The sequence below is a fragment of the Curtobacterium sp. MCLR17_055 genome, from assembly GCF_003234305.1.
Classification (GTDB): Bacteria; Actinomycetota; Actinomycetes; order Actinomycetales; family Microbacteriaceae; genus Curtobacterium; species Curtobacterium flaccumfaciens.
In genome coordinates, this window is sequence record NZ_QKSX01000008.1 from 72,034 (window position 1) to 95,833 (window position 23,800).

Annotated in this window: 21 protein-coding genes; 11 read left to right on the forward strand and 10 right to left on the reverse strand. The window is 72.2% G+C overall.

Features of this window, described 5'->3' with window-relative positions:
- Positions 1-159: 159 nt before the first annotated feature.
- Together DEJ09_RS08720 and DEJ09_RS08725 are read right to left on the reverse strand one after the other, a co-directional pair.
- Positions 160-3,441, reverse strand: coding sequence for an ATP-dependent DNA helicase (locus DEJ09_RS08720; RefSeq protein WP_258373839.1), 3,282 nt, complete (start codon positions 3,439-3,441; stop codon positions 160-162).
- Positions 3,438-6,593: a UrvD/REP family ATP-dependent DNA helicase gene (locus DEJ09_RS08725; RefSeq protein ID WP_181433315.1), complete on the reverse strand. Its 3,156-nt coding sequence runs from the start codon at positions 6,591-6,593 to the stop codon at positions 3,438-3,440. The genes DEJ09_RS08720 and DEJ09_RS08725 overlap by 4 nt, the downstream gene beginning before the upstream one ends.
- Before the next feature lie 127 nt (positions 6,594-6,720).
- Here DEJ09_RS08725 and DEJ09_RS08730 point away from each other — a divergent pair, with 127 nt between their 5' ends.
- The gene (locus DEJ09_RS08730; RefSeq protein ID WP_031259670.1) at positions 6,721-6,945 is read left to right on the forward strand and encodes a DUF3107 domain-containing protein; all 225 of its coding nucleotides are present in this window, start codon (positions 6,721-6,723) and stop codon (positions 6,943-6,945) included.
- A gap of 4 nt (positions 6,946-6,949) precedes the next feature.
- On the forward strand, positions 6,950-7,246 hold the full coding sequence (locus tag DEJ09_RS08735) for a hypothetical protein (protein ID WP_111033226.1): 297 nt from the start codon (positions 6,950-6,952) through the stop codon (positions 7,244-7,246).
- A 42-nt stretch (positions 7,247-7,288) separates the two neighbouring features.
- Here the strand turns inward: DEJ09_RS08735 and DEJ09_RS08740 are convergent, their stop codons facing one another.
- Complete coding sequence (locus DEJ09_RS08740; RefSeq protein WP_258372448.1) at positions 7,289-8,002, reverse strand: ferritin-like domain-containing protein; 714 nt, start codon at positions 8,000-8,002, stop codon at positions 7,289-7,291.
- Positions 8,003-8,161: 159 nt separating this feature from the next.
- Here DEJ09_RS08740 and DEJ09_RS08745 point away from each other — a divergent pair, with 159 nt between their 5' ends.
- A complete protein-coding gene (locus DEJ09_RS08745) occupies positions 8,162-9,682 on the forward strand; it encodes a DEAD/DEAH box helicase (protein ID WP_111088208.1) in 1,521 nt (506 codons plus the stop codon).
- A gap of 177 nt (positions 9,683-9,859) precedes the next feature.
- Here DEJ09_RS08745 and DEJ09_RS08750 read toward each other — a convergent pair whose 3' ends face one another.
- Positions 9,860-10,732, reverse strand: coding sequence for a PHP domain-containing protein (locus tag DEJ09_RS08750; protein WP_111088209.1), 873 nt, complete (start codon positions 10,730-10,732; stop codon positions 9,860-9,862).
- A gap of 70 nt (positions 10,733-10,802) precedes the next feature.
- On the opposite strand from DEJ09_RS08750, the gene DEJ09_RS08755 reads away from it, so the two are divergent.
- Entirely contained in the window at positions 10,803-12,287 is a 1,485-nt protein-coding gene (locus DEJ09_RS08755) for an aminopeptidase P family protein (protein WP_111088210.1), read from the forward strand.
- A 9-nt stretch (positions 12,288-12,296) separates the two neighbouring features.
- Positions 12,297-12,773: a GNAT family N-acetyltransferase gene (locus DEJ09_RS08760; RefSeq protein ID WP_111054518.1), complete on the forward strand. Its 477-nt coding sequence runs from the start codon at positions 12,297-12,299 to the stop codon at positions 12,771-12,773.
- Positions 12,774-13,146: 373 nt separating this feature from the next.
- On the opposite strand, the gene DEJ09_RS08765 is transcribed toward DEJ09_RS08760, so the two are convergent.
- Positions 13,147-14,040, reverse strand: coding sequence for a general stress protein (locus tag DEJ09_RS08765; protein ID WP_111088211.1), 894 nt, complete (start codon positions 14,038-14,040; stop codon positions 13,147-13,149).
- 130 nt (positions 14,041-14,170) lie between these two features.
- On the opposite strand from DEJ09_RS08765, the gene DEJ09_RS08770 reads away from it, so the two are divergent.
- Genes DEJ09_RS08770 through DEJ09_RS08785 form a run of 4 tightly spaced genes read left to right on the forward strand, consistent with a single transcriptional unit; the run spans position 14,171 to position 18,052 of the window.
- Entirely contained in the window at positions 14,171-15,490 is a 1,320-nt protein-coding gene (locus DEJ09_RS08770) for a magnesium transporter MgtE N-terminal domain-containing protein (RefSeq protein ID WP_027464574.1), read from the forward strand.
- A gap of 52 nt (positions 15,491-15,542) precedes the next feature.
- The gene (locus DEJ09_RS08775) at positions 15,543-16,040 is read left to right on the forward strand and encodes a DUF1003 domain-containing protein (protein ID WP_111088261.1); all 498 of its coding nucleotides are present in this window, start codon (positions 15,543-15,545) and stop codon (positions 16,038-16,040) included.
- A complete protein-coding gene (locus tag DEJ09_RS08780) occupies positions 16,033-17,193 on the forward strand; it encodes a P-loop NTPase (protein ID WP_111088212.1) in 1,161 nt (386 codons plus the stop codon). Before DEJ09_RS08775 ends, DEJ09_RS08780 begins: the two co-directional genes overlap by 8 nt.
- Before the next feature lie 10 nt (positions 17,194-17,203).
- The gene (locus DEJ09_RS08785; RefSeq protein WP_111088213.1) at positions 17,204-18,052 is read left to right on the forward strand and encodes a bifunctional 2-polyprenyl-6-hydroxyphenol methylase/3-demethylubiquinol 3-O-methyltransferase UbiG; all 849 of its coding nucleotides are present in this window, start codon (positions 17,204-17,206) and stop codon (positions 18,050-18,052) included.
- An 82-nt stretch (positions 18,053-18,134) separates the two neighbouring features.
- Here DEJ09_RS08785 and DEJ09_RS08790 read toward each other — a convergent pair whose 3' ends face one another.
- Positions 18,135-18,503 (reverse strand): twin-arginine translocase TatA/TatE family subunit, encoded by a 369-nt coding sequence (locus DEJ09_RS08790; RefSeq protein WP_110894138.1) that lies wholly within the window; start codon positions 18,501-18,503, stop codon positions 18,135-18,137.
- A 64-nt stretch (positions 18,504-18,567) separates the two neighbouring features.
- Here DEJ09_RS08790 and DEJ09_RS08795 point away from each other — a divergent pair, with 64 nt between their 5' ends.
- Positions 18,568-19,200, forward strand: a complete 633-nt coding sequence (locus DEJ09_RS08795) for an O-methyltransferase (RefSeq protein ID WP_017887052.1) — start codon at positions 18,568-18,570, stop codon at positions 19,198-19,200.
- A 27-nt stretch (positions 19,201-19,227) separates the two neighbouring features.
- On the opposite strand, the gene DEJ09_RS08800 is transcribed toward DEJ09_RS08795, so the two are convergent.
- The 4 genes from DEJ09_RS08800 to dapE form a co-directional block, all read right to left on the reverse strand.
- On the reverse strand, positions 19,228-19,956 hold the full coding sequence (locus DEJ09_RS08800; RefSeq protein ID WP_111029550.1) for an AAA family ATPase: 729 nt from the start codon (positions 19,954-19,956) through the stop codon (positions 19,228-19,230).
- 114 nt (positions 19,957-20,070) lie between these two features.
- On the reverse strand, positions 20,071-20,241 hold the full coding sequence (locus DEJ09_RS08805) for a DUF3117 domain-containing protein (RefSeq protein WP_017887054.1): 171 nt from the start codon (positions 20,239-20,241) through the stop codon (positions 20,071-20,073).
- Between the two features lie 147 nt (positions 20,242-20,388).
- Positions 20,389-21,633: a hypothetical protein gene (locus DEJ09_RS08810; protein WP_111088214.1), complete on the reverse strand. Its 1,245-nt coding sequence runs from the start codon at positions 21,631-21,633 to the stop codon at positions 20,389-20,391.
- Entirely contained in the window at positions 21,618-22,700 is a 1,083-nt protein-coding gene (gene dapE / locus DEJ09_RS08815; RefSeq protein WP_071404160.1) for a succinyl-diaminopimelate desuccinylase, read from the reverse strand. The genes DEJ09_RS08810 and dapE overlap by 16 nt, the downstream gene beginning before the upstream one ends.
- A 118-nt stretch (positions 22,701-22,818) precedes the next feature.
- Here dapE and dapD point away from each other — a divergent pair, with 118 nt between their 5' ends.
- Positions 22,819-23,784, forward strand: a complete 966-nt coding sequence (gene dapD, locus DEJ09_RS08820; RefSeq protein WP_111088215.1) for a 2,3,4,5-tetrahydropyridine-2,6-dicarboxylate N-succinyltransferase — start codon at positions 22,819-22,821, stop codon at positions 23,782-23,784.
- Positions 23,785-23,800 lie beyond the last annotated feature (16 nt).

Sequence of the window (23,800 nt, forward strand, 5' to 3'; positions counted from 1 at the left end):
CAGGAGTCGTGGACGCGACCGCCTGGAGGCCCGGCGCGGGTCCGGCGGACCGGCACCGGGCCTCCAGGGCGGAGCACGACACGGGGGCGGAGCACGACACGGGGGCGGAGCACGACACGGGGGCGGAGCACGACACGGGCGCAGCGCGCCCGTAGGACGTCAGCCGATGGCCTCGGACCACGCACGCTCGAGTCCGGCGCGGTCGAGCAGCTCGGTCGGACGGACCTCCAAGTCGTCGGCGACGAAGTAGAACACCGCGTCGACCTGGTCGAGCGGTCGCCCGGTGAACTCGGCGTAGGCGACGCGGTACAACGCGAGCTGCAGGGTGCGGCGGGCCAGGTCGTCCGCCCCCGACGGCGCCTTGCCCGTCTTCCAGTCGACCACCTCGGCGCGCCCGTCGATCTCGTACACGGCGTCGAGCTTGCAGACGACGCTGTGGCCGAGGAACGGGATGTGGATCTCGCGCTCGACCTCGATCGGCGTCAGCCCGGCCCACCGTGAACCGGCGAACGTCGCCTGGAAGTCCGCGAGGCGACGGGCGTCGTCGTCGGTGACCACGGCGTCCGGCGACGAATCGGCGAGGTCGTCGGCATCGAGGTCGAGCTCGCCGTCCCACACGTCGAGCGTCTCGAGCGCGCCGCCGCTCCGCGCACGCTGTTCCACCCACTGGTGGAAGAGCGTGCCGAGCCGGGTGGCCCGGTACGGTCGCTCCGGCATCGGCCGGCGGAGCCGCTCGGCCACGGAGTCGGGTTCGGTCAGGTAGTCCTTGAAGCCCGACGCCGGGACCCGGTGCGGGACGGCGACCGCGTGCTTCGCGTTCCGGGTGGCGTGCCGTTCGGCGAGCAGCAGGTCGATGTCCGCAGCGAAGCGCCCCGCAGCACCGGGGTTCGCGTTCCGCACCCGCTCGGCGGCAGCCAGGACCCGCGGCGCACGCTGCCCGAACGGCACGTGCGGCCAGGTCTGGGTCGCGCCGCTCTCCCCCATCGGGTTCTCGTCGTGCACCGTCGTCTCCGGGATCGCCGCACCGTCGATGACGCCGGCGTCCACCAGGTCGCGCAGGTATCGGCTCGGCTCGGTGGGTCGGACTCCGCCCGCCCAGAACGAGCCGGACACCAGCAGGTCGTGCTTGGCACGGGTCAGGGCGACGTAGGTCAGCCGGCGTTCCTCGTCCTCGTTGCGGGCCTTCACCTGTTCCTTGAAGGCGTCGATCGCCGTGGTGACGTCCTTCTGGGTCTCCTGCCCGCGCCATGCGAGTCGCGGCAGCTCGGCGGCGTCTCCACGGAACTCGTACGGCAGTCGGCCGAACCCGAGCCAACCCGACGAGCCCTCCTGCGGACGCGCCGGCAGGCCGCCCTCGACCATCCGGGGCACTGCGACGGCGTCCCACTCGAGCCCCTTGGACCCGTGGATCGTCAGGATCTGCACGGTGCCGGCCTCGGGCTCCTCGGACCGCGGGCCCATGTCGTCCCGTCGGGCTGCGGCGTCGATCCACCCGAGGAACGAACCGAGGTCGGCGCGGTCGTCGGTCGACACGAAACCGGCGAGCTCGTCGATGAAGGCGTCGAGGTACGCGCCGCTGCCCTGTTCGTGCGCGGCGACCTCGATGTCGAGTCGCATCTCCTGCACGACGAGCGTCACGAAGTCGACCAGGTCGCTCCCCGCGCGTGAGCGGAGCATCGCGAGCTGCCCGCCGAGCGCACGCATTCGGCTGCGACCCGCGGGGGTGATGCCCTCGAGCGCGCCGTGCTCGTCGGGTGCGGTCGCGACGAAGTCGAGGGCGTCGACGATCGACCCGTGCTCCCCGGCAGCCACCGATGCACGGAAGGCCGCGGTCAGGTCGTCGTCGAGGCGCTGCTGGGTGTGGTCGCGCTGGAACAGCCACCGGGCGAGCTGGTGCAGGGCGACGATGTCCGCCGCCCCGACCCGCCACCGTGCACCCGCGAGCAGCCGGATCAGGTCGTTGCCGGCCGCCGGGTCGTGCAGCACGCGCAGGCACGCCACCAGGTCGACGATCTCCGGACGCTGGAGCAGTCCGCCCGTGCCGAGCACGTGGTACGGCACCCCACGGGAACCGAGCGCCGCCGTGAACGCCGCGAGGTCCTTCCGAGCCCGCAGCAGCAGCGCCATCGAGCCCGCTGGGCTCTGCCTGCGGTGGTCCTGGAACCACGCCGCGACCTCGTCGGCCTCTTCCGGCAGGGTCTCGGGGAACACCACCCGCACGGTGCCGGCGTCCGCACCCGGCCGGGGCGAGAGCCGTTCGACGTCGACCTCGGACGCCTCGGACAGCGGCGACACGATCGCGTTCGCCCCCGCGAGCACGTCCACCGGGTTCCGCCAGCTGGTCGACAGCGCGAAGGTGACGGGTTCGGCCACGCCGGGTTCGTCGCCGCCGAAGTCGTGCGGGAACCGGGCGAGGTTCGCGGCGCTCGCACCACGGAACCCGTAGATCGACTGGTGCGGGTCGCCGACCGCCATCACCGAGTGCCCGCGGAACAGCCGGGCGAGGAACCGGGTCTGCACCACCGAGGTGTCCTGGTACTCGTCGAGGAGCACCACGCCGTACCGGCTCCGCAAGTCCGTGACGACGCGTGGGGCCGACTCGGCCGCGGCGAGCGCGAGGGCGATCTGGTCGGAGAACTCCACGAACCCGCGGTCGACCTTCTGTCGTCGGAACTCGGCGACCAGGTCGGCCAGGGGTTCGAGGGCGCCGATCGCGGCGACCGCGTCGGTGATCGCCTTGTACGGCTTGCCGCGGTTGCCGGGGAGTTCGAGCAGCTCCGAGAACTCGATCGCGAACCGGCGCAGGTCCTCCGGCTCGACGAGGTGTTCCGAGGTGGCACCGGCGAGCGCGACCACGGCTGCGGTCAGGGTGTCGACGTCGCGGTCGAGTCCGGCGAGCCGGTCGTCGCGGGCGGCCACCACCACCCGACGGGCGAGCTGCCAGGCCGACGGTTCGGTCAGCACCTGGGACTCGCCGTCACGCCCGACGAGCAGGGCGTTCTCGCGGAAGACCGCGTTGGCGAAGGCGTTGTACGTCGAGACGGTGGGCGCTTCGAAGGCGTCCCCGGGGGTGATCAACCCCACGTCCTCGAGCGCACGGATGCGGTCGTTGATGCGGACGGAGAGCTCGCCGGCGGCCTTGCGGGTGAAGGTCAGACCGAGGACCTCGTCGGGGCGGACGAGTCCGTTGGCCAGCAGCCAGACGACGCGCGAGGCCATCGTCTCGGTCTTCCCGCTGCCGGCACCGGCGACGACCAGCGCCGGCACGAGCGGTGACTCGATGACGGCGCGCTGCTGGGCGGTGGGACGGGGGCGGCCGAGAGCGTCGGCGATGGCGTCGGCGCCGTGCCGGATGACGGGCGGTGCAGCGGCAGCCGTGTCGGTCGTGTCCGCCGTGTCGGTCGTGCCCGCCGTGTCGGTCGTGTCCGCCGTGTCGCTCACCAGGTCACCTCCGCCACCACGTGGATCCGGCACTCGACCCCGGTCCGGGCCTTCTCGCAGTGGTCGTCCACGTTCGCCACGAACGTGCGTCCGGCCATGCCCCGCGCCACCCCGTGCAACCGCTCGCGGTAGGCCTCGCGCGCCTCGGCGTCGAACGCGTGCTGGGTCCGCTCGGAGTACGCCTGTCCGCCGCGGGGGTTCTGGACGAAGACCAGCCGGGCGTCGGTCATCGGAGACCCCGCCGGCACGCCCTCGACCGCGCCGTCCTCGACCGCGAGTTGGTAGGCCCCGAGCTGCGGGTGTTCCGGCATGTCGTTCTTCTCGCTGGGCATCGAACGGCCGGTCTTCAAGTCGACGACGCTCACCCGCCCCTCGGGGTCGACCTCGATGCGGTCGATGCTCCCCCGGATCCGGGCGGGCCCGGTCACGAGCGCGAACGAGGTCTCGGCGCCGAGCAGTCGACGGCCGGCGCTGGCGAAGGTGCGGAGGTAGTCGCTCAGCCCCTCGATCATCCGCCGGGTCCGGGCACGTTCGCGGTCGGCGACCCAGGGCGACTCGAACGTGAGCTCGTCCCACCGCGCCTCGACCCGCTCCCACAGCGACTCGACGTCGATCTCGGTGGCGTGCTCCATCGCTTCGTGCACGATCGTGCCGATGCCCATCGCCGGGCTCGGGGCACCGCCGCCGAAGGTCTGCGCGAACCAGTGCACCGGGCACTCCTCGAAGGTGCCGATCCGCGACGGCGACACCGACACGGCCGGGGAGACGGGCTCGCCGCCCTCGACCTCGGGCGCGGGCTCGGCGTCGAGGTCGACCAGGGGGTCGTCCGTCGTCGGTTCGGCGAGCCCGTACCACTCGTCCGGAGCCGCCCCGGGGACCTCGGCCTCGGCCAGGCGTGCCAGGGCGGACGCAGCCTCGTGGTCGCCGGAGCCCACCACCCGGCGGCGCAGCGACCCGGCCAGCCCACGCAGGGACAGCGGGTGGACGGTCGGCTGACGGTCCGGCGGCACCGGGACGAGCCGGACGAAGGGTGACGGCGACTCGTCGTCGTTCGCGACCGTGCCGATGACGACCTGGGTGGTGGCGCGCGAGACGGCCCGGGCGAACAGCCGGAGTTCGTCGGCGACCACGGCGGCACGGTCGTCGATGGGCGAACGCTCGACCCCGGCGGCAGCGCGGACCAGTCCGTCCGGGTCGAGCAGACTGCCGCGCACCCGGGTGTTGGGCCAGACGCCGTCCTGCAGACCGAGCACCACGACCACATCGCACTCGAGCCCGATCGTCGCCGACGGCGTCAGTACCCGCACCCGGCCGGCGGTCCGGTCGGGGCCGATCGAGTCCTCCGGTAGGTCGGCGCCGAGCAGGTCGTCGACGAAGACCCGTGCAGGGGCGTCCGGGGTGCGCTCGACGAAGCGCTTGGCGGCGGTGAACAGGCCGACGACGGCGTCCAGGTGCCGGTCGGCTTCCCCGGCGCCGACCCCACCGGCGGCGGACTGGGCGCCCCATGACTTCGCGAGACCGCTGCGTTCCCAGAGGCCCCAGAGGATCTCTTCGATGCTCGATCCCGCCTGGGCGTCGGCACGCGCCTGCACCAGGCTCCGGGCCAGCCGGGTCGCTCGTCGTGCGAACCCGGCGTCCACCGTCGCCAGGCGCTCCGGTGCGCCCAGGGCATCGACGAGCAGTTCGTCGGCGGTGCGGCTGCCGTCGCCCGCGAGTTCCTCACGCCGCAGGGCGAGCCGGAGCCGACGCATCGCCAGGGTGTCGAGGCCACCCAGGGGTCCGGTGGCGAACGCGGTGGCCAGGGCGGCGTCGAGCGGCAGGACGTCGAGCGCCACCGCGGCCGCGTCGAGCAGCGCCCGCGCCGCCGAGTCGTCGCGCGGACGGACGGGCGCGGCACCGGCGGTCGCCGGGACCTCGGCCACGGAGAGTGCCCGGACGAGTTCGGGGATGGCAGCACCGCTGCGGGTGACCACGGCCATCCGGTGCCACGGCACACCGTCGAGCAGGCGGTGTTCGCGCAGTCGACGGGCGATCGCCACGACGAGCGCGGACCGGCTGGCGGCTTCGAGGTGCACGACGGCGTCGGACCGCGCATCCTGGTCGCCTGCCGACGCGCTGCGCTGCCGACCGGCCGCCGCGGTGCCGATGCGACCCGTGACGCCGGTGACCAGGGCGCGGATCGGGGCGGGGTGCCGGTGCACCGCGCCGAGGAACAGCTCGTCGACACGGTCCACCCCGAGTCGCACGGTCAGTCGACCGAGCACGTCCGGTTCGGCGCCGCGGAACGCCGAGGCGGCGATGTCCGGGTCGCCGAAGGCAACCACCTGCACGCCGGAGCGCGCGAGCGCCCCGAGCAGGGCGATCTCGCCCTCCACCAGTTCCTGTGTGTCGTCGACCACGACCAGGCGCAGGGCGGCGACGCCGGCGGGGAGCTCGTGCCGCAGCACCGCGGCGGTGGCGTACGCCACGAGTTCACCGGAGTCGAGCCCGGTCGGCCGGAACGCGGTGACCGATGCCCGGTAGTCGTCCACGAAGTCGCCGACTGCCCGCCACTCGGGCCGTCCGAGCTCGTCGCCGAGTTCCCGCATGTCGTCGGGCTCGACGCCGGCGGCCACGGCACGCATCATGACGTCGCGCAGGGCGGTGCGGAACCCCGCTCGCTCCCGGACGACGGCGGTGATGGGGTCGGGCCAGGTCGGTCCGGCTCCGTCGAGTTCGTGGCCGGCGAGCAGGTCGGCGATGATCCGGTCCTGTTCCCCGCCGGTCAGCAGCGTCGGGGGTTCCTGCCCCTGCACCGACGCCGCGTGGGTGACGATCTGGAACGCCAGCGAGTTCACGGTGCGTGCAAGGGCACCCGGCACGACCCGGTCGACCGCCCGAGCGAGCCGGTCACGCAGCGCCGTCGCGGCCGTCCGCGCCGAGGTCAGGGCGAGCACCGTCGCGTGGCCGTCGGGGGTGATCGCGTCGGGCCGGGTCAGCCGGTCGGCGACGAGCCGCGCGAGCGTGGTCGTCTTGCCGCTGCCCGGCGCACCGATCACCGCGGCGTGACGGCCGTCCGGCAACGCGAGCACCGCGGCCTGCGAGGGGTCGTCGACCAGTGCGCGCGCGAACCCGGTGTCCTCGGGAGCGGGCATCAGCGTGGTCTGCGGCACGCTCGTACGGTACCCAGGACCGCCGACAGCACCGCTGCTGACGCGCGGGGCACCGATCGTCACGCCGTCGAGTGCGCCCGCGGCGAACGCCCGATGCCGCACGGGACCGCTCGGATACGCTGTGCTCGTGGACATCAAGATCGGCATCATCAACAGCCCCCGCGAGATCGCCTTCGAGACCGCCCAGACCGCGGACGAGGTCGAGAAGGCCGTGTCCGAGGCGCTCACCGCCAAGTCGACGCACCTGTCGCTGCAGGACGACAAGGGCCGTCGCTTCATCGTCCCCGTCTCGGCCCTGGCGTACGTCGAGGTCGGCGCGGAAGAGGCACGGCGCATCGGCTTCGTCGCCTGACGACGTGGAACTGCTCTTCGCCGTCCTCGGCGGCATCATCATCGGTGCGGTCGCGCACGTGATCCTGCCGTGGCGGTCGAACCGTGGCGTGCTCGTCGGCCCAGCGGTCGGCGGCATCGCCGCAGCAGTGCTCTGGGAAGCGCTGACCTGGGCCGGGTGGCGGTACGACGGCACCTGGATCTGGGTCGTGGCCCTCGTGGGGTCCGGCGTGGTCGTCCTCGTCGTCGAGTGGCTCCTCGGCACGCAGCGCGACAAGCGCGACGCCGAGTACTACGAGCAGCTCAAGACGCGCGGCGCCTGACGCTCGAGCAACTCAGACGCGCGGCGCCTGACGCTCGACCGCTCAGGCCGTCAGCCCGAGCGCGTCCATCCGTCGGGTGTGCGCGGCGATGAGTTCGGTCCAGACCGGCTCGAGCCGCTCCTGGTCCTCGCGGGCGTGCGACGCCAGCGCCGACCGGGCGACGAGCAGGGTGTCGCCCACCAGACGGCGTCCCCACATCGCCAGACGCGAACCGATCTGCGGGTCGTCCTCGATGTGAGCCGTCAGTTCCTCGACGACCGCCGCTTCCTCGCGCGCGTCGAACACCGACCGCAGCCGCTGCCGCACGTCGAGCGGCAGCGAGCGGAGCAGGTTGCCGAACAGGTCGTTCAGGATGCCGGCGGTCACGTAGCCGGTCAGCATCGACTCGTACCAGTCGGCGCCGCTCGTCCGTTCGAGGAACAGGTCGATCGCCTCGCGGTGCGGGGCCATCAGCGCCGCCGGGTCTCCGCCGGTGCGCTCGATCTCGGCCACGATCGTGCGGTGCCGCTCGAGCGCCGTGGTCGCGAGGACCCCGGTGACCAGACGGCCGGAGAGCGTCGGTGCCGAAGCACCGGCTCGTCCCATCGTCTCGTAGACGGAGAGCTGCAGGTACGCGGCCTGCCCGAGGTAGACGTCGAGCTCCGGGGTGACGTCGTCGAGCGCGAGGCGCTTGACCTGTGCGGCTCCGCGCGGGTTCCGCGACGCGAGCCATGCTGCAGCGAGCTGCGCCGCGCGCTTCCGGTTCCACCACGACACCACCCGACCAGCATAGAGGGCGCGCCCCGTGGGACCCGCCGGTCGCCCCGCTCGGCGCCCGGACCGGACCGCCCGACTCCCCGGAGCACCCCGGAGCGCCCCGGACCACGCGCCCGTCGGTAGACTGGCCCGGACTTCCACCAGAACTAAGGTGATTCTTTGACTTTCTCAGACCTCAACATCGACCAGGACATCGTCGATGCACTGGCCGGCAAGGGCATCATCGAGCCCTTCCCGATCCAGGAACAGACCATCCCGCTCGGCCTGACCGGCCAGGACATCATCGGCCAGGCCAAGACGGGTACCGGCAAGACGCTCGGTTTCGGCCTGCCGCTGATCCAGCGACTCGGTGCCGACCCGGCGCACGGCGTGAAGGCGCTCGTCGTCGTCCCGACCCGTGAACTCGCGGTCCAGGTCACCGAGGACCTCGAGCTCGCGGCCTCGAACCGTCCGACCACGGTCGTCTCGATCTACGGCGGCAAGGCCTACGAGGGCCAGGTGGAGCAGCTCAAGGCCGGTGCCCAGATCGTCGTCGGCACGCCCGGGCGACTCATCGACCTGCAGCGGCAGCGGCTGCTCGACCTCTCCCACGTGCAGGAGGTCGTGCTCGACGAGGCCGACCGCATGCTCGACCTCGGGTTCCTGTCGGACATCGAGCGCATCTTCCAGGCCGTCCCCGAGGTGCGGCACACGATGCTGTTCTCGGCGACGATGCCCGCGCCGATCGTCGCGCTCGCCCGCCGGTTCATGAGCCGTCCGGTGCACATCCGGGCGACCGACCCGGACGAGGGCCTCATGCAGGCCAACATCAAGCACCTCATCTACCGTGCGCACTCCCTGGACAAGGACGAGGTCATCGCCCGCATCCTCCAGGCCGAGGGCCGCGGCAAGACCGTGATCTTCACCCGCACGAAGCGTGCCGCGGCGAAGCTCGTCGAGGAGCTGAAGGACCGCGGGTTCAACGCCGCAGCGGTGCACGGCGACCTCAACCAGGAGCAGCGCGAGCGCGCGATGGCGGCGTTCAAGGCCGGCAAGCGCGACGTGCTCATCGCCACCGACGTCGCCGCCCGCGGCATCGACGTGGACGACGTCACGCACGTGATCAACCACACGATCCCGGACGACCCGGACACGTACCTGCACCGCGCCGGCCGCACCGGCCGCGCCGGCAAGACCGGCATCGCGGTCACGTTCGTCGACTGGGACGACCTGCACAAGTGGACGCTGATCGACAAGGCGCTCGAGTTCGGCATCCCCGAGCCCGTCGAGACCTACTCGTCGTCGCCCCACCTGTTCGAGGAACTCGACATCCCCAAGGGCACCAAGGGCCGTCTGCCCGGCTCGTCGTCGCACGCCGCCTCGGCTGGCGCCCCCGTCGAGAAGCGCAGCAGCGACCGCCCGGCCTCGGGTTCGGGTTCGGGTTCGCGTGACGCGTCGCGTTCGCGGTCGCGCAGCCGCACCCGGTCAGGAGGCTCGGAGCAGTCCGCCCCGCAGGCTCCGGCCACCGAGTCGGTCGCCCCCACCACCGCGGCGGGCACCGAGGACGGCTCGGCCGTCGAAGGTGGTTCCACCACCGACGGTGCCGCGAAGCGTCGTCGCCGTCGCCGCCGTCGCGGAGCCGGCACCGGCGATGCCTCGGCGACCGCCTCGGCACCGCAGGGCACGTCGGACGGCGAGTAGCGCCTCCAGACCGAAGGGCACGTCGCTGACGCGACGGGCCCTTCGTCGTCTCCACCCGCCGACTGCCCCGCGAGGGCGACAGATCGCCGCGAACTGTCAGCGGGGATCTGTCGCCCTCACGGATGGGTCAAGCCGCGTCGAGCGAGATGTGTCGCTTCGGTGGGACGACGCGACGCGTCAGGACAGGCGCGAGCCGGGTCCGACCACGGGAGCGCTGCCCGTCGCCTCGGACACGATCGCGTCGAAGGAGACGCGTGCGGTGCGGTGCTCCCCCAGCCGGTTCGGCTTGCCGGTGCCGTGGTAGTCGCTCGAACCGGTGACGAACAGGCCGTAGCGCGTCGCCCAGTCGAGCAGGGTGCGCTTGCCGTGTGCCAGGTTCTCGCGGTGGTCGACCTCGAGCCCGCCGAGCCCGGCGTCGACCAGGTCGCGGAGCATCGGCTCGTCGATGACGATCCCGCGCGAGGACGCCGCGGGGTGCGCGATGACGGGCACGCCGCCCGCCTGCCGGATGAGTTCGACGCCGCGCAGGGGCGACGGTGCCTCGTGGGGTTCGTAGTAGCCGGACGCCGGGTGCAGGATGCCGCGGAACGCCGCGGACCGGTCGGACTCGAGCCCGCGGGCGACCAGGGCGTCGGCGATGTGCGGACGGCCGATCGTGGCACCGGGGCTGGACTGGGCCAGGACGTCCGCCCAGGTGATCGGGTGGTCCTCGGCGATGCGGTCGACCATGCGGTGCGCGCGGGAGAGCCGGCCGTCGCGGATCCGGGTCGTCTCCTCGACCAGTCCGGGGTGCTCGGGGTCCACCAGGTAGCCGAGCACGTGCACGCTGCGGTAGCCGATCCGGGTGCTCAGCTCGAGGCCGGGCAGCAGGGTCAGGGGCAGCTCGCGCGCCGCGGCTGTGGCGTCCGCCCACCCTGCGGTCGTGTCGTGGTCGGTCAGCGCGACGGCGTCGAGTCCGGCGGCCGCGGCCGCTCGGACGAGCTCCGCGGGACGCTCGGTGCCGTCGGAGACACTGGAGTGCGCGTGCAGGTCGATGAACGGGTCTGGCACGAGGCCAATGCTATCCACAGGTGGGCGGCCGCACAGGCCGGGTGTCCCCGGGCGGTGCGATGATGGACGCATGGCCGACACGACTCCCCGCGCGACGAGCAACCGATCCACGACCCCCGGGTCCTCGACCTTCAAGGACTTCATCGGGTCGCAGTGGGCCGAGCGCTCGGAAGCGCAGCCCGAGCCCCGCGAGCAGGCCGCGTTCGCCGCCGAGCGTCGCGCGCGCATCTCCGAGCTGCACCCGGGCCGCACGATCGTGGTGCCGGCCGGGCAGGCCAAGGTCCGCTCGAACGACTGCGACTACCCGTTCCGCCCGCACTCCACCTTCGCGCACCTGACCGGCTGGGGCACCGACACCGTCGTCGGCTCGGTGCTCGTGATGACGCCGAACGGCTCCGGCCACGACGCCACGCTGTACTTCCGTGCCACCGCGGGCCGCGACTCGGAAGAGTTCTACGCCAACCCCGAGATCGGGGAGTTCTGGGTCGGGCCGCGCCCCTCGCTCGACGCCGTCGCCGCCGACCTCGGGCTGGCCACGGCCGACCTCGGGGCGTTCGCTGCCGTCGCCGATGCCCTCGACGCGTCGGCGCTGCTCGTCCGCGAAGCCGACGACGACCTGACCCGTTCCCTCGATGCCCGCATCGGCGCGACCATCGGTGGCGCGGACGAGACCGAGGGGTCGCCGGCCACCGACGACCTGCTCGCCCGCGACCTGTCCGAGCTGCGACTGGTCAAGGACGCGTACGAGGTCCGCGAGCTCCGCAAGGCCGTCGACGCCACGAAGCACGGGTTCGACGACGTCATCGGCGACTTCGACGCCGTGCTCGCGCACCCGCGCGGTGAGCGCATCGTCGAGGGCACGTTCAACCGCCGGGCCCGCGCCGACGGCAACACCGTGGGCTACGACACCATCGCCGCCTCCGGTCACCACGCCTGCATCCTGCACTGGACGCGCAACGACGGTGCCGTGCAGCCGGGCGACCTCATCCTCATCGACGCCGGGGTCGAGGTCGACTCGTTCTACACCGCCGACATCACCCGCACGCTGCCGGTGAGCGGCACGTTCTCCCCCGTGCAGCGGATGGTCTACGAAGCCGTGCTCGAGGCAGCCGACGCCGCGTTCGCGATCGTCAAGCCGGGCATCACGTTCCGCCAGGTGCACGCCACCGCGATGGAGGTCATCGCGCGCAAGACCGCCGAGTGGGGCTTCCTGCCGGTCTCGGCCGCCGAGTCGCTCGAGCCGGACAACCAGTTCCACCGCCGCTACATGGTGCACGGCACGAGCCACCACCTCGGGCTCGACGTGCACGACTGCGCGAAGGCCCGCCGCGAGATGTACCTCGACGGCACCGTGCAGGCCGGCATGGTCTTCACGATCGAGCCCGGACTGTACTTCCAGCAGGACGACCTGACCGTGCCGGAGGAGTTCCGCGGCATCGGTGTCCGCATCGAGGACGACATCCTGGTGACCGAGGACGGCGCCGAGAACCTGTCGGTCGGCATCCCCCGGACCCCCTCGGAAGTGGAGGGGTGGATCGCCCGCTCGGGCCGCTAGCCTGATCGGGTGACCACGCCCGAGGCCTCCCCGAACACCATCTCGATCGAGGTCGAGCACTTCGACTCCCCCGACGCCCAGCGACTCCGCGCCGCCCAGCGCCTGGAGATCGACCGGGCGCACGGCGGCGACACCGAACCGGGTGAGAAGCCGACCGCCGAGTCGATCGCGGTGTTCTTCGTCGCACGGGACGAGTCCGGGACTCCCCTGGGGTGCGGGGGCCTGCGCATCGTCGACGACGGCATCGCCGAGATCAAGCGGATGTACGTCCGGCCGGAGTCCCGCGGGTCCGGCGCCGCGGCTGCGTTGCTGCGCCGGCTGGAAGAAGCGGCGCTCGACCTCGGGTCCCCGGCGCTCGTCCTCGAGACGGGCACGGAGCAGCAGCGCGCCGTCGGGTTCTACCAGCGCGAGGGGTTCCGGCGGATCGCGAACTTCGGGCCGTACGTCGGGGCGCCCCTGTCGGTCTGCTTCTCGAAGGTCCTCTAGCCGGCGCGAGCCTGCCCGGAGCGCGCCGCGCCGCGAGCAAGCCCGCCCGCGCCCGAGCCCGCTCGGCTCTCGGTCACGACGTGCCGTCGGCCCGAGGCGGAGCGGTCACGAACCGTCGCCTGAACCGGCGCCGAACGACGATCTCCGACCGCTCGAGGCCTCGCGCGCGGGGTGTTGCGACCGCCCGGACTACCCGTCCGCCCGGACGCCGCCGAGGTCGCACGAAGTGCCGCCCGCGGCGGTCGGCGGCGACAGTTCCTGCGACCTCGGCGGACGTGAACGGCGTGTCGAGCGATCTCGCACGACCCGATCTCGCACGACCCGACCTCGCACGACCGCAGGACGAAGCCCGGTCGCGCCAGCCGGAGCGCGGCTAGCGGCGGTCGCTGTCCCTGTCGCCCTCGCGCGGCGCATCCGGCGAGGACGAGGACGAGGGCTCCGGCGGCGTGGCACCGGCGACCCGCTCGCCGTAGCGCGGCGGCTCCTCGGGTCGACGCTCCGGCACCGGCGGGGCCGCGGGGGCGGCAGCCGTCTCGGGGGTCTCCCCGTACCGGGGTCCGTCGTTCGTGCCGTAGCGCGGCGGGCCCGAAGGCGCACCCGTCTGCGCGCCGGGGGCCGACGTGCCGGGGTGTTGCGGGCCTCCCGGCTGCTGGTGCGGCGTGGCGTGGCCGCCGTACGGCGACTGCTGCTGCGGCGGGACCCCACCGGGGCCCGGACGCCACTGCTGCTGCTGCTGCTGCTGCTGCTGCTGGGGAGCGTCGTTCCAGTGCGTGGACGGGGTCGCCCCGTGCTCGCCCAGGATCCGCTGCGCCTGCCCGGTCAGCTGCGGGTTGACGACGATCTGGTAGGTCGTGGCGAGCACCTGGTGCACGCTCGTGAAGTCGCGCTGCCGCTTCGTGATCGCGAACGAGACGATGCCGTAGAGCATGCCGAAGGCGGCGCCGATGACGGCCGCGGCGAAGAACAGCCCACCAGCCTGCGGGGAGAACAGCGTGAGCACGATGCCGAAGAAGAACCCGAGCCACAGGCCGGACAGCGCGCCGGCGATGGCGGCACGGCCGTAGGTCATCTTGCCGGTGACCCGTTCGACCGTCTTCAGGTCGTTGCCGACGATCGAGAGCTGGTTGACGGGGAAGTCGGCCTCGGCCAGCTTCGCCACCACGCGCTGCGCGTCGGGGTAGCTGTCGTACGTTCCCAGGACGTCGCCCTTGGGCAGCGTCGGGAACGCCTGGGCGGTCCTGCCGGCGAAGGGGCTCTGATTGCTCACACAGCCATCATTCACCGCACACCTTGCAATCGCACGTGCACTCTCAGGGAAGCAGCCGATCGCAAGCCGTCGACCGGTGCCGTCGGCGGCGCGAGCGAACGCGCACACCCGAGCGACTACGCTGGGTCGGGTGAGCGCCACGAAGGTCTTCGTCGCCCGCCTCGCCGGGTGCTCCGTCTTCGACCCCGCGGGCGACCGCGTCGGCAGAGTTCGGGACGTCCTGGTCGTCTACCGCCGGGCCGATCCCCCGCACGTCGTCGGGCTCATCGTCGAGGTGCCCGGCAAGCGCCGCATCTTCGTGAGCATCGGCCGCATCACCTCCATCGGTGCCGGGCAGGTCATCACGACCGGCCTCGTGAACATGCGCCGCTTCGAGCAGCGTGGCGGCGAGGTCCGCGTCATCGCCGAGATGCTCGGCCGCAAGGTGCTCATCAAGAACCAGCGGATCCGCGCCACCATCGAGGACGTCGCGATCGAGGACCGCGGGCAGGGCGACTGGGAGGTCGCGCAGCTCTTCCTCCGCAAGCCGAAGACCACGCCGTCGCCGTTCGGCAAGGGCCCGACGACGTTCGCGACGTGGAACGAGGTCACCGAGGACGAACTCCCCGGCGAGGCCCAGTCCGCCGAGCACGTCATCGCCGCCTACTCCGACCTGCTGCCCGCCGACCTCGCGTCGACGCTGCTCGACCTGCCAGCCGAGCGCCGGTTCGAGGTCGCCGAGGAACTCCCCGACGACCGCCTCGCCGACGTGCTCGAGGAGATGCCCGACCAGGAGCGCATCGAGATCCTCACCCGGCTGGTGGATGCCCGCGCCGCCGACGTCCTCGACCAGATGCAGCCGGACGACGCGGCCGACGTCCTCGCCCAGTTCTCCGACGAGCGGAGTGAAGCCCTCCTGCAGCTCATGGAGCCGGAAGAGGCGCAGGACGTCCGCATGCTCCTGGAGTACGAGCCGGACACCGCCGGTGGTCTGATGACCACCGAACCGGTGATCGTCTCGGCAGACGCCACCGTGGCCGAGGGCCTCGCGCTGGTCCGCCGCCACGAGCTCGCTCCGGTGCTCGGCGCCGCCGTCTGCGTCACCCTGCCGCCGTACGAGCCGCCGACCGGTCGGTTCCTCGGGCTCGTGCACTTCCAGCGGATGCTCCGCTACCCGCCGAACGAGCGGCTCGGCACGCTCATCGACCAGCAGACCGAACCGGTCCGGGTCGACGCGAGCGCCGCCGAGGTCACCCGCATCATGGCGACCTACAACCTGCTGTCCGTCCCCGTGGTCGACGACGCCCACCGTCTCGTCGGGGTGGTGACGATCGACGATGTCCTCGACCACGTCCTGCCGGACGACTGGCGAAGTCAGGGCGAGGGGGAACCCTCACCGCTTCCACGCCAACGCCCGCGCAGGACCCCCGTGACGACGGGAAGGAGGACCACCCGTGGCCCGAACGGATGACAACCGTCGCGACCGTGACCGCCAAGAGGTCCGGCTCGACTCCCCGAAGGGCATGCGCACGCGTGTGCTCCCCAGCCGCCGCCGTGGTCGCGGGGACACCTTCGGTCGTGCGACCGAGGGCATCGCCCGCGGGATGGGCACGCCGTGGTTCCTCATCGGTCTCACGCTGTTCTGCGTGGTCTGGATGGGCTACAACACCCTGGCGCCGAAGCCGTGGCAGTTCGACTCGGCGGCGATCGGCTTCACGGCTCTGACGCTCGTGCTCTCGCTGCAGGCCTCGTACGCCGCCCCGCTGATCCTGCTCGCGCAGAACCGGCAGGACGACCGCGACCGCGTGCAGTTCGAGCAGGACCGCCAGCGCGCCGAGCGCAACCTGGCCGACACCGAGTACCTGGCCCGCGAGGTCGTGGCCCTGCGCCTGGCGATGCGGGACATGGCGTCGAAGGACTTCATCCGCGCCGAGCTCCGCTCACTGCTCGAGGAGCTCGACCGCCGCGACGCCGACGAGGCCGGCTACGTGGACGAACACGACAGCTCCACCCGTGGCTGAGGCCGTCCCCACCGACGAACAGCTCGGCACGGCGGTCCTCGCTGCGCTCGGCCGCGTCATCGACCCCGAGATCCGCCGCCCCGTCACGGAGCTCGACATGATCCGTGGTGTCGACGTGCAGCCAGGAGGCGCGGTGCGCGTCGACCTGCAGCTCACGATCGTGGGGTGCCCCGCCGCCGACACCATCGAGCGCGACGTCCGCGTCGCCGCCGGGTCCGTCCCGGGGGTCGTCGCAGTCGACGTCGACGTGTCCGTGATGGACCCGGCCACTCGTGCCGCGCTGACCGAGCGGCTGCGAGCCGGCCGCCCCAAGGGCGTCCAGTTCACCCCGGACTCGCTCACGCGCGTCATCGCCGTCACGAGCGGCAAGGGTGGCGTCGGCAAGTCCACCGTCACCGTGAACCTCGCCGTCGCGCTCGCCCGCCGGGGCCTGCGGGTCGGGGTCGTCGACGTCGACGTGCACGGCTTCAGCGTCCCCGGCCTGATGGGCTTGACCGACGAGCACGGGGTCGCACCCCGCCCGACCCGCGTGGACAGCATGATCCTGCCGCCGGTGGCGCACGACGTGAAGGTCGTCTCGATCGGCATGTTCGTCGACGACGTCTCGACCGCGGTGTCGTGGCGCGGACCGATGCTGCACCGCACCGTGAACCAGTTCCTGACCGACGTGTTCTTCGGCGACCTCGACGTCCTGCTGCTCGACCTGCCCCCGGGCACCGGCGACGTCGCGATCTCGGTGGGGCAGTTGCTGCCGCACGCCGAGGTCCTGGTCGTCACGACCCCGCAGGCCGCCGCGGCCGACGTCGCCGAGCGCAGCGGGATCGTCGCCCGGCAGACCGGGCAGCGGGTCATCGGCGTGGTCGAGAACATGGCCGGGCTCGTGCAGCCCGACGGCTCGGTGCTGCACCTGTTCGGCGAGGGTGGTGGCGCCGAGACCGCCGCACGGCTCTCCCGCGGGCAGGACACCCCCATCCCGGTGCTCGGCAGCGTGCCGCTGTCCGTGCCGCTGCGCGAGGGCGGCGACGCAGGCGTCCCGGTGGTGCTCGGCGCCCCGGAGGACCCGTCCGCCGTGGCCCTGACGGCGATCGCCGACCGGATCACCACGATGGGACGCGGACTCGCCGGCCGGAAGCTCGGGTTGTCGCTGTCCTAGGCTCGAGGTCATGAGCACCGATCACGTCGATGTCGACTGGGACCACGCACGCGCCACCAACCGCGCGAACTGGGACGACCGGGTGCCGATCCACGAGGGTGCCTACGCGATCGACGCCCTCGCCGACCCCGGCCATCGTTCCGACGTCGTCCGTGAGGACCTGCCGGCCCTGACGCCCTGGTTGCCGGACGGCTCGCTCGCGGGCCTCGACGTCTGTCACCTGCAGTGCCACATCGGCACCGACACGGTGTCGCTCGCCCGCGAGGGTGCCCGACTGACCGGTGTCGACTTCTCCCCCGCCGCCCTCGCCTCGGCCGCCGGACTCGCATCGCGCCTCGGGCTCGACGTCACCTGGGTCGAGACCGACGTCCTCGATGCCCGGGCCGCCGTCACCGGCGACTTCGACGTCGTGTACACGAGCATCGGCACGATCTGCTGGCTCCCCGACCTCGACCGCTGGGCTGCGCAGGTCGCCGGCCTGCTGCGCCCCGGCGGGGTGTTCTTCATCCGCGACGGACACCCGGCGCTGTACGCCCTCGACGAGGACGCCGACGAGCTCGTCACCCGGTACCGGTACTTCCCGGACGGCACCGCGCAGCAGTGGGACGACGCCGGCACCTACGCCGGCGACGGCACGGTGGCGAACGCCCGCACCTTCGAGTGGCCGCACCCGCTGTCCGAGATCGTGAACGCCCTGCTCGGTGCCGGGCTGCGGCTCCGACGGCTCGACGAGGGCCGGACCCTGCCGTGGCGCTTCAGCTCCCGCATGGTCGAGACCGACACCGGCTCGTGGGCCTGGCCGGAACACGACCGCGACCGGATGCCGACGACCTACACGATCGTCGCCACCCGCGACTGACGACGCGACCCCCAGACGGACTGGAGGCCCGGTGCCAGCTGGCACCGGGCCTCCAGTCCGTCAGGTGGGGACGTGACGGGCGTCAGGTCGCCTCGGCGTCGAAGGGAGCCGGTTCACCGGCGGCCAGGGGCACGACGGGAGCCGTCGCGCGAACCTTGGAGGCCGTCACCTGCGCGGTCTGCACGGCGGCCGCACTGGAACCGGAGTCGAGCAGGGCGTCTCGGATGATGCGGCGCGGGTCGTACTGGCGCGGGTCGAGCTTCTGCCACTCGATGTCGTCGAACTCGGGGCCCATCTCGTCGCGCATCCGCTCCTTCGCGGTGTCGGCGAAGCGACGGACGGCCTTGACGAACTCGGCCAGCTTCTGGGCGTACATCGGCAGGCGCTGCGGCCCGAGCAAGAGGACGCCGATGACCCCGATGATCAGGATCTTGTCGAGCGGGATGTCCACGCGAGCGAGCCTAACGCGTGCTGCTGCGTTGCACCTCTAGAGTTGTCTCCCGAACGGAGTGTGCGTGTCAGAGAAAGAGTCGAACTGGAAGTTCGCCGAGGACATCGTCTCGGAGACCGAGGCGATCGCCCGTGCTCGTGAGCACTCCCTGGAACTCGGGGTCGAAGCGATCTCGCCCGCGATCGGTGCGCAGATCGGGGTCATCGCGGCAGCCTCGCGAGCCACGAGCATCATCGAGATCGGCACCGGCCTCGGGGTCTCCGGTCTGTACCTGCTCGCCGGCGCCCCGAACGCGACCCTCACGACGATCGACGTCGAGGTCGACCACCAGCAGTTCGCCCGCGACGCCTACATCAGCGCCGGCACCGCTCCCGCACGGATCCGGCTCATCCCCGGTCGGGCGAACCAGGTGCTCCCCCGCATGAACGAGGCCTCGTACGACGTCGTCCTCGTCGACGCCGACCCCGAGCACGTCATCGAGTACGTCGAGCACGGTCTCCGGCTCGCCCGCCTGGGTGGCACCGTCCTGGTGCCGCACGCCCTGTGGCGCGGACGCGTGGCCGACCCGGTGAAGCGCGACCGCGCCACCACGGACTTCCGGCTGCTCCTGACCGAGGTGTCGACCTCGGGTGCGGTGCGCAGCGCGCTGTCGCCCGCCGGCGACGGGCTGCTGCAGTTGACGAAGGTCACCAACTAGCGCTCGACCCGCCGGCGCTCGCGCAGGTCAGTCGAGGTGCCGCAGGTACCGCTCCGGGGACTCGAGGAACGCCCGCTGGTTCCGCACCAGGTCGAGGTCGCGCCACTCGGTGCGCCGCAGGCCCCACTCGCCGACCTCGTGGATCGTCGCGCCCGGGAACGCGGCGAGCACGGGTGAGTGGGTCGAGAGCACGACCTGGCCGACGCCGCTCTCGACGATCGAGCGCAACAGTGCGATCAGGGTGAGGCAGCCCGAGAACGACAGGGCGGACTCCGGCTCGTCGAGGATCCAGAGGCCGGGCCAACGCGCCCGGTCGATGACGAAGTCCAGGAATGCCTCGCCGTGGCTGCGCTCGTGGAACACCGGCTCGGGGCGACTGCGGTTCGGGTGCTCCTCGAGGTAGGTGAAGAAGCCGTGCATCGTCTCAGCACGCAGGAAGAAACCACCGCGGGGCGCACCGAAGTCACGTCGCAGGGCGATGTGCTGCCACAGGTCCGACTCGGACGGACGGGTCGAGTGGTGTGCCCCGGTCGAGCCGCCTTCCGGGGACATCCCGAACGCGAGCGCGATGGCCTCGATCAGGGTCGACTTGCCGACACCGTTGTCCCCGACGAACACCGTCACCGGGTCCAGGTCGAGGCCCTCGTCGAGCAGCTGCCGGATCGGCGGGAGCGTGGCCGGCCACTCGTCGCGCGGCATCGGGTCCGGGTCGCGGTACTCCTCGACGCGTCGGATGGGCAGGTGGGTCCTCGGCACGGCCCCATCCTGCCGGAGCCGACCGACACCGCGTGTGGACGCCCGCTACCGACGGGCAGACGGAAGGCCCGGAGCGTACACGCTCCGGGCCTTCCGTTCTGGTGCTTCGACGTACTAGGCCGAGACGACCTCAGCGAGTGCGTCGTGGAGTTCCTTGGCCTCGGCATCGTTGACCGAGACGACCAGGCGGCCTCCACCTTCGAGCGGAACCCGCACGATGATGAGTCGACCCTCCTTAACAGCCTCCATCGGCCCGTCACCGGTCCTCGGCTTCATGGCTGCCATCAGATGTCCCCTTTCGTGCAGTAAATGCAGCCCCATTATCCCGTATGGAGGGGGCAACTGCGAAACCGCCCAGGTTGGGGGTGTCGGATGTGCCGTCCGGATGCTCCGCAGAGCGCGGATCCACGGGCCTCCGGCGCCCCCCATCGATCACGGCGGGGTCCAGTCGTAGCCGTCGACCCACCACGTGTAGTACAGCCAGACCCACTGCAGCCCGACGAACGCGACGACGACGGCCACGCGGTACACCCGCGACCGCGGCAGCGCCACGATCCCGAGCAGCGGTGCGATCGGCACGAGGATGCGCCAGGTGCTCGACTGCGGGAAGAACACCGCGAGCAGGTACACCAGGTACGCCACACCCCAGAGTCGGAGCTCGATGCCGATCCGGCGTGCGGCCGGCATGCACACGAACGCCGCGAACCCGACGAGCACGACGACGAGCAGCACCGTGCCGGCCGGCTGCCCGAACCACCACCCGAACCCCTGCACCCACGGCGCGAACGGCACGAGTTCCTTCCACCCGATGTACGACGACCGCCAGGCGAGCTCGGTGTCCGTGTAGGCCTTCGGCACGCCGGTGACCGCCCACGCGATGGCCGGCCAGGCCAGACCGACCAGACCCGACACCGTGGCGACCACCGCGGGTGGGACGAGCCGGCGGAGGGTCAGCGGTTCCGACGAGCGCACCCACGCCGGGCGGATCGCCCACGCGGCCACGAAGAGCACCACCAGGAACGCGAAGGCGAGCCCCGTCGGTCGGGTCATGCCGAGCAGGAGCACGACGGGCAGCATCGCCCACCACCGTCGATCCACCATGAGCAGCAGCGCGACGAGCAGCAGGAACAGGCCCATCGACTCCGCGTAGGCCACCTGGAACATCGCCGACACCGGTGCGACGCAGAACAGCACCGTGGCGAACGTCGCCCGTGCGGGGTCGAGGAACCGTCCCATGAGGCGGCGGAACACCAGCGCGGCCCCGAGTCCGGCGAGCAACGACACCGAGACCGCGACGAACTCGAACGATGCTCCGGTGAGCAGCGTGAGCGCGCGCACCAGGAACGGGTACGCGGGCATGAACGCCCACGCGTTCTCGGTCACGTGTCCGGCGGCGTCGACGGGCAGCGTCGACGGGTACCCGCCCGTGGCGATCACGCGGTACCAGGCGCCGTCCCAGATCGACGCGAACGACAGGTAGCCCGGGCTCTGCACGGTGAACGAGTTCGCCGCCTGCACCCGGGCGAAGGCGAGCATCATGGCGCCCGTGACGAGCCGCGCCAGCACGTACACGACCGTGATGCGCACCCACCACGGGACGACCCGGTACCGGGCCCGCCAGCGGTTCCGGGCAGGGGTCCTCCGGGTGGCCCCCGCCGTCGTCAGGCCGTCAGCCACCGACGCAGCCCGGCCTCGACCGCGGTGATCTGGGCGACCGGGACCTGCTCGTCGTCGTGGTGGGCGAAGACCGGCTCGCCGGGGCCGTAGTTGACCGCGGGGACCCCGAGCGCCGAGAAGCGTGCGACGTCGGTCCAGCCGTACTTCGGACGGGGCTCCGGTCCGCCGACGGCCGCGACGAAGTCCTGCGCGAGCGGGGCATCGAGTCCGGGGCGGGCACCGGCGGCGAGGTCGACGATCGTGACCTCGTACCCGTCGAACAGCTCGCGGATGTGAGCGACGGCTTCGTCGGCCGAGCGCGAGGGGGCGAACCGGTAGTTCACGTGCACCATCGCCTCGTCCGGGATGATGTTGCCCGCGATGCCGCCGCTGATGCCGACCGCGTTCAGGCCTTCGCGGTACTCGAGCCCGTCGACCGTGACGGTGCGGGGCTCGTAGGCGGCCAGGGTGGCCAGGATCGGGGCGGTCTTGTGGATCGCGTTGTCGCCGATCCAGCTCCGGGCGCTGTGCGAACGCTTGCCGAACGTGCGGATCTCGGCGCGGAGGTTGCCGTTGCAGCCACCCTCGATCTGCGCCCCGGACGGCTCGCCCAGGATCGCGAAGTCGGCGGTGAGGAGTTCGGGTCGCGTCCGGGCCAGACGGCCGAGGCCGTTCAGGGCGTCGCTGACCTCCTCGTGGTCGTACCAGACCCACGTGACGTCGACCGAGGGGTCGACCAGGTCGTACGCCAGCTTGAGCTGCACCGCGCAGCCGGCCTTCATGTCGACGGTGCCGCGGCCCCAGAGGATCTCGGTGCCGTCCTCGGTGGTCCGGAACTCGGTCGGCAGGTTGTCGTTGAGCGGCACCGTGTCGATGTGACCGGCGATGACGACCCGGCGGTCGCGGCCCAGGTTCGTCCGCGCCACGATCGCGTCGCCGTCGCGGATCACCTCGAGGTGCGGCAGCGGTGCGAGCACGGCCTCGATCGCGTCGGCGAGGGCCTGCTCGTTCCCGGACACCGACTCGATGTCGCAGATGGCACGGGTGATGTCGATGGACGAGGCGGTGAGGTCGAGGTGCTCCGGCATGCGGGCAGCCTACCGGCCGCCCCTCGCACCGCCCCGGCAGTCCGGACGGTCGGGAACCCCACCGCCCGGCAGTCCGGCCGGACGGTGCCCGCCGACGGCCGCTCGGTACCCTGGAGCCGTGACCGACACGACTGCCACCGACCGCCCGACCCACGCCTGGGGCCACGGCCTCGCGACGATCGCCGCCGACGGCACGACGCTCGACACCTGGTACCCGGAGACGCACCTCGGGGCACTGCCCTCCGACGCCGTGTTCCCCGCCGAGCTGCAGGCGCACGTCGGTGACGACCCCCGCCGCGAGGTCCGGATCGAGGCCGTCACCACCGAGATCACGATCGACGCCGCTCCGACGAGCACCCCGGACGCGTACCTCCGCCTGCACCTGCTGAGCCACCTGCGGGTCCGCCCGAACGAGGTCTCCCTCGACGGTGTCTTCGGCCACCTGCCGATCGTCGCGTGGACGAACGCCGGCCCGGTGCACCCCGAGTCCCTGACGCGCCTGCGCCCGTCCCTGCAGCGCGCCGGCATCGCCGTGCACGCCATCGACAAGTTCCCGCGCCTGCTCGACTACGTCGTGCCGGACCGCGTCCGCATCGGCGACGCCAACCGCGTCCGTCTCGGCGCACACCTGGCGCCGGGCACGACCGTCATGCACGAGGGCTTCGTGAACTTCAACGCCGGCACCCTCGGTGACGCCATGATCGAGGGCCGCGTCTCGCAGGGCGTCGTCGTCGGCAACGGCACCGACATCGGCGGCGGCGCCTCGATCATGGGCACGCTGTCCGGCGGCGGCACGCACCGTGTCTCGCTCGGCGAGCGCGCGCTGCTCGGCGCGAACGCGGGCCTCGGCATCTCGCTCGGTGACGACTCCGTCATCGAGGCCGGTCTCTACATCACGGCCGGCACGAAGGTGGTGCTGGTCGGCGCGGCACCGAACCCCGACGGCACCCCGAAGACCGTCAAGGCCGCGGAGATCTCCGGCACCCCGAACATCCTGTTCCGCCGCAACAGCATCAGCGGCGCCGTCGAGGCACTGCAGCGCAAGGGCGAGGGCATCCAGCTGAACACCGCGCTGCACGCGTAGCGCTCTGCGAGCGGTC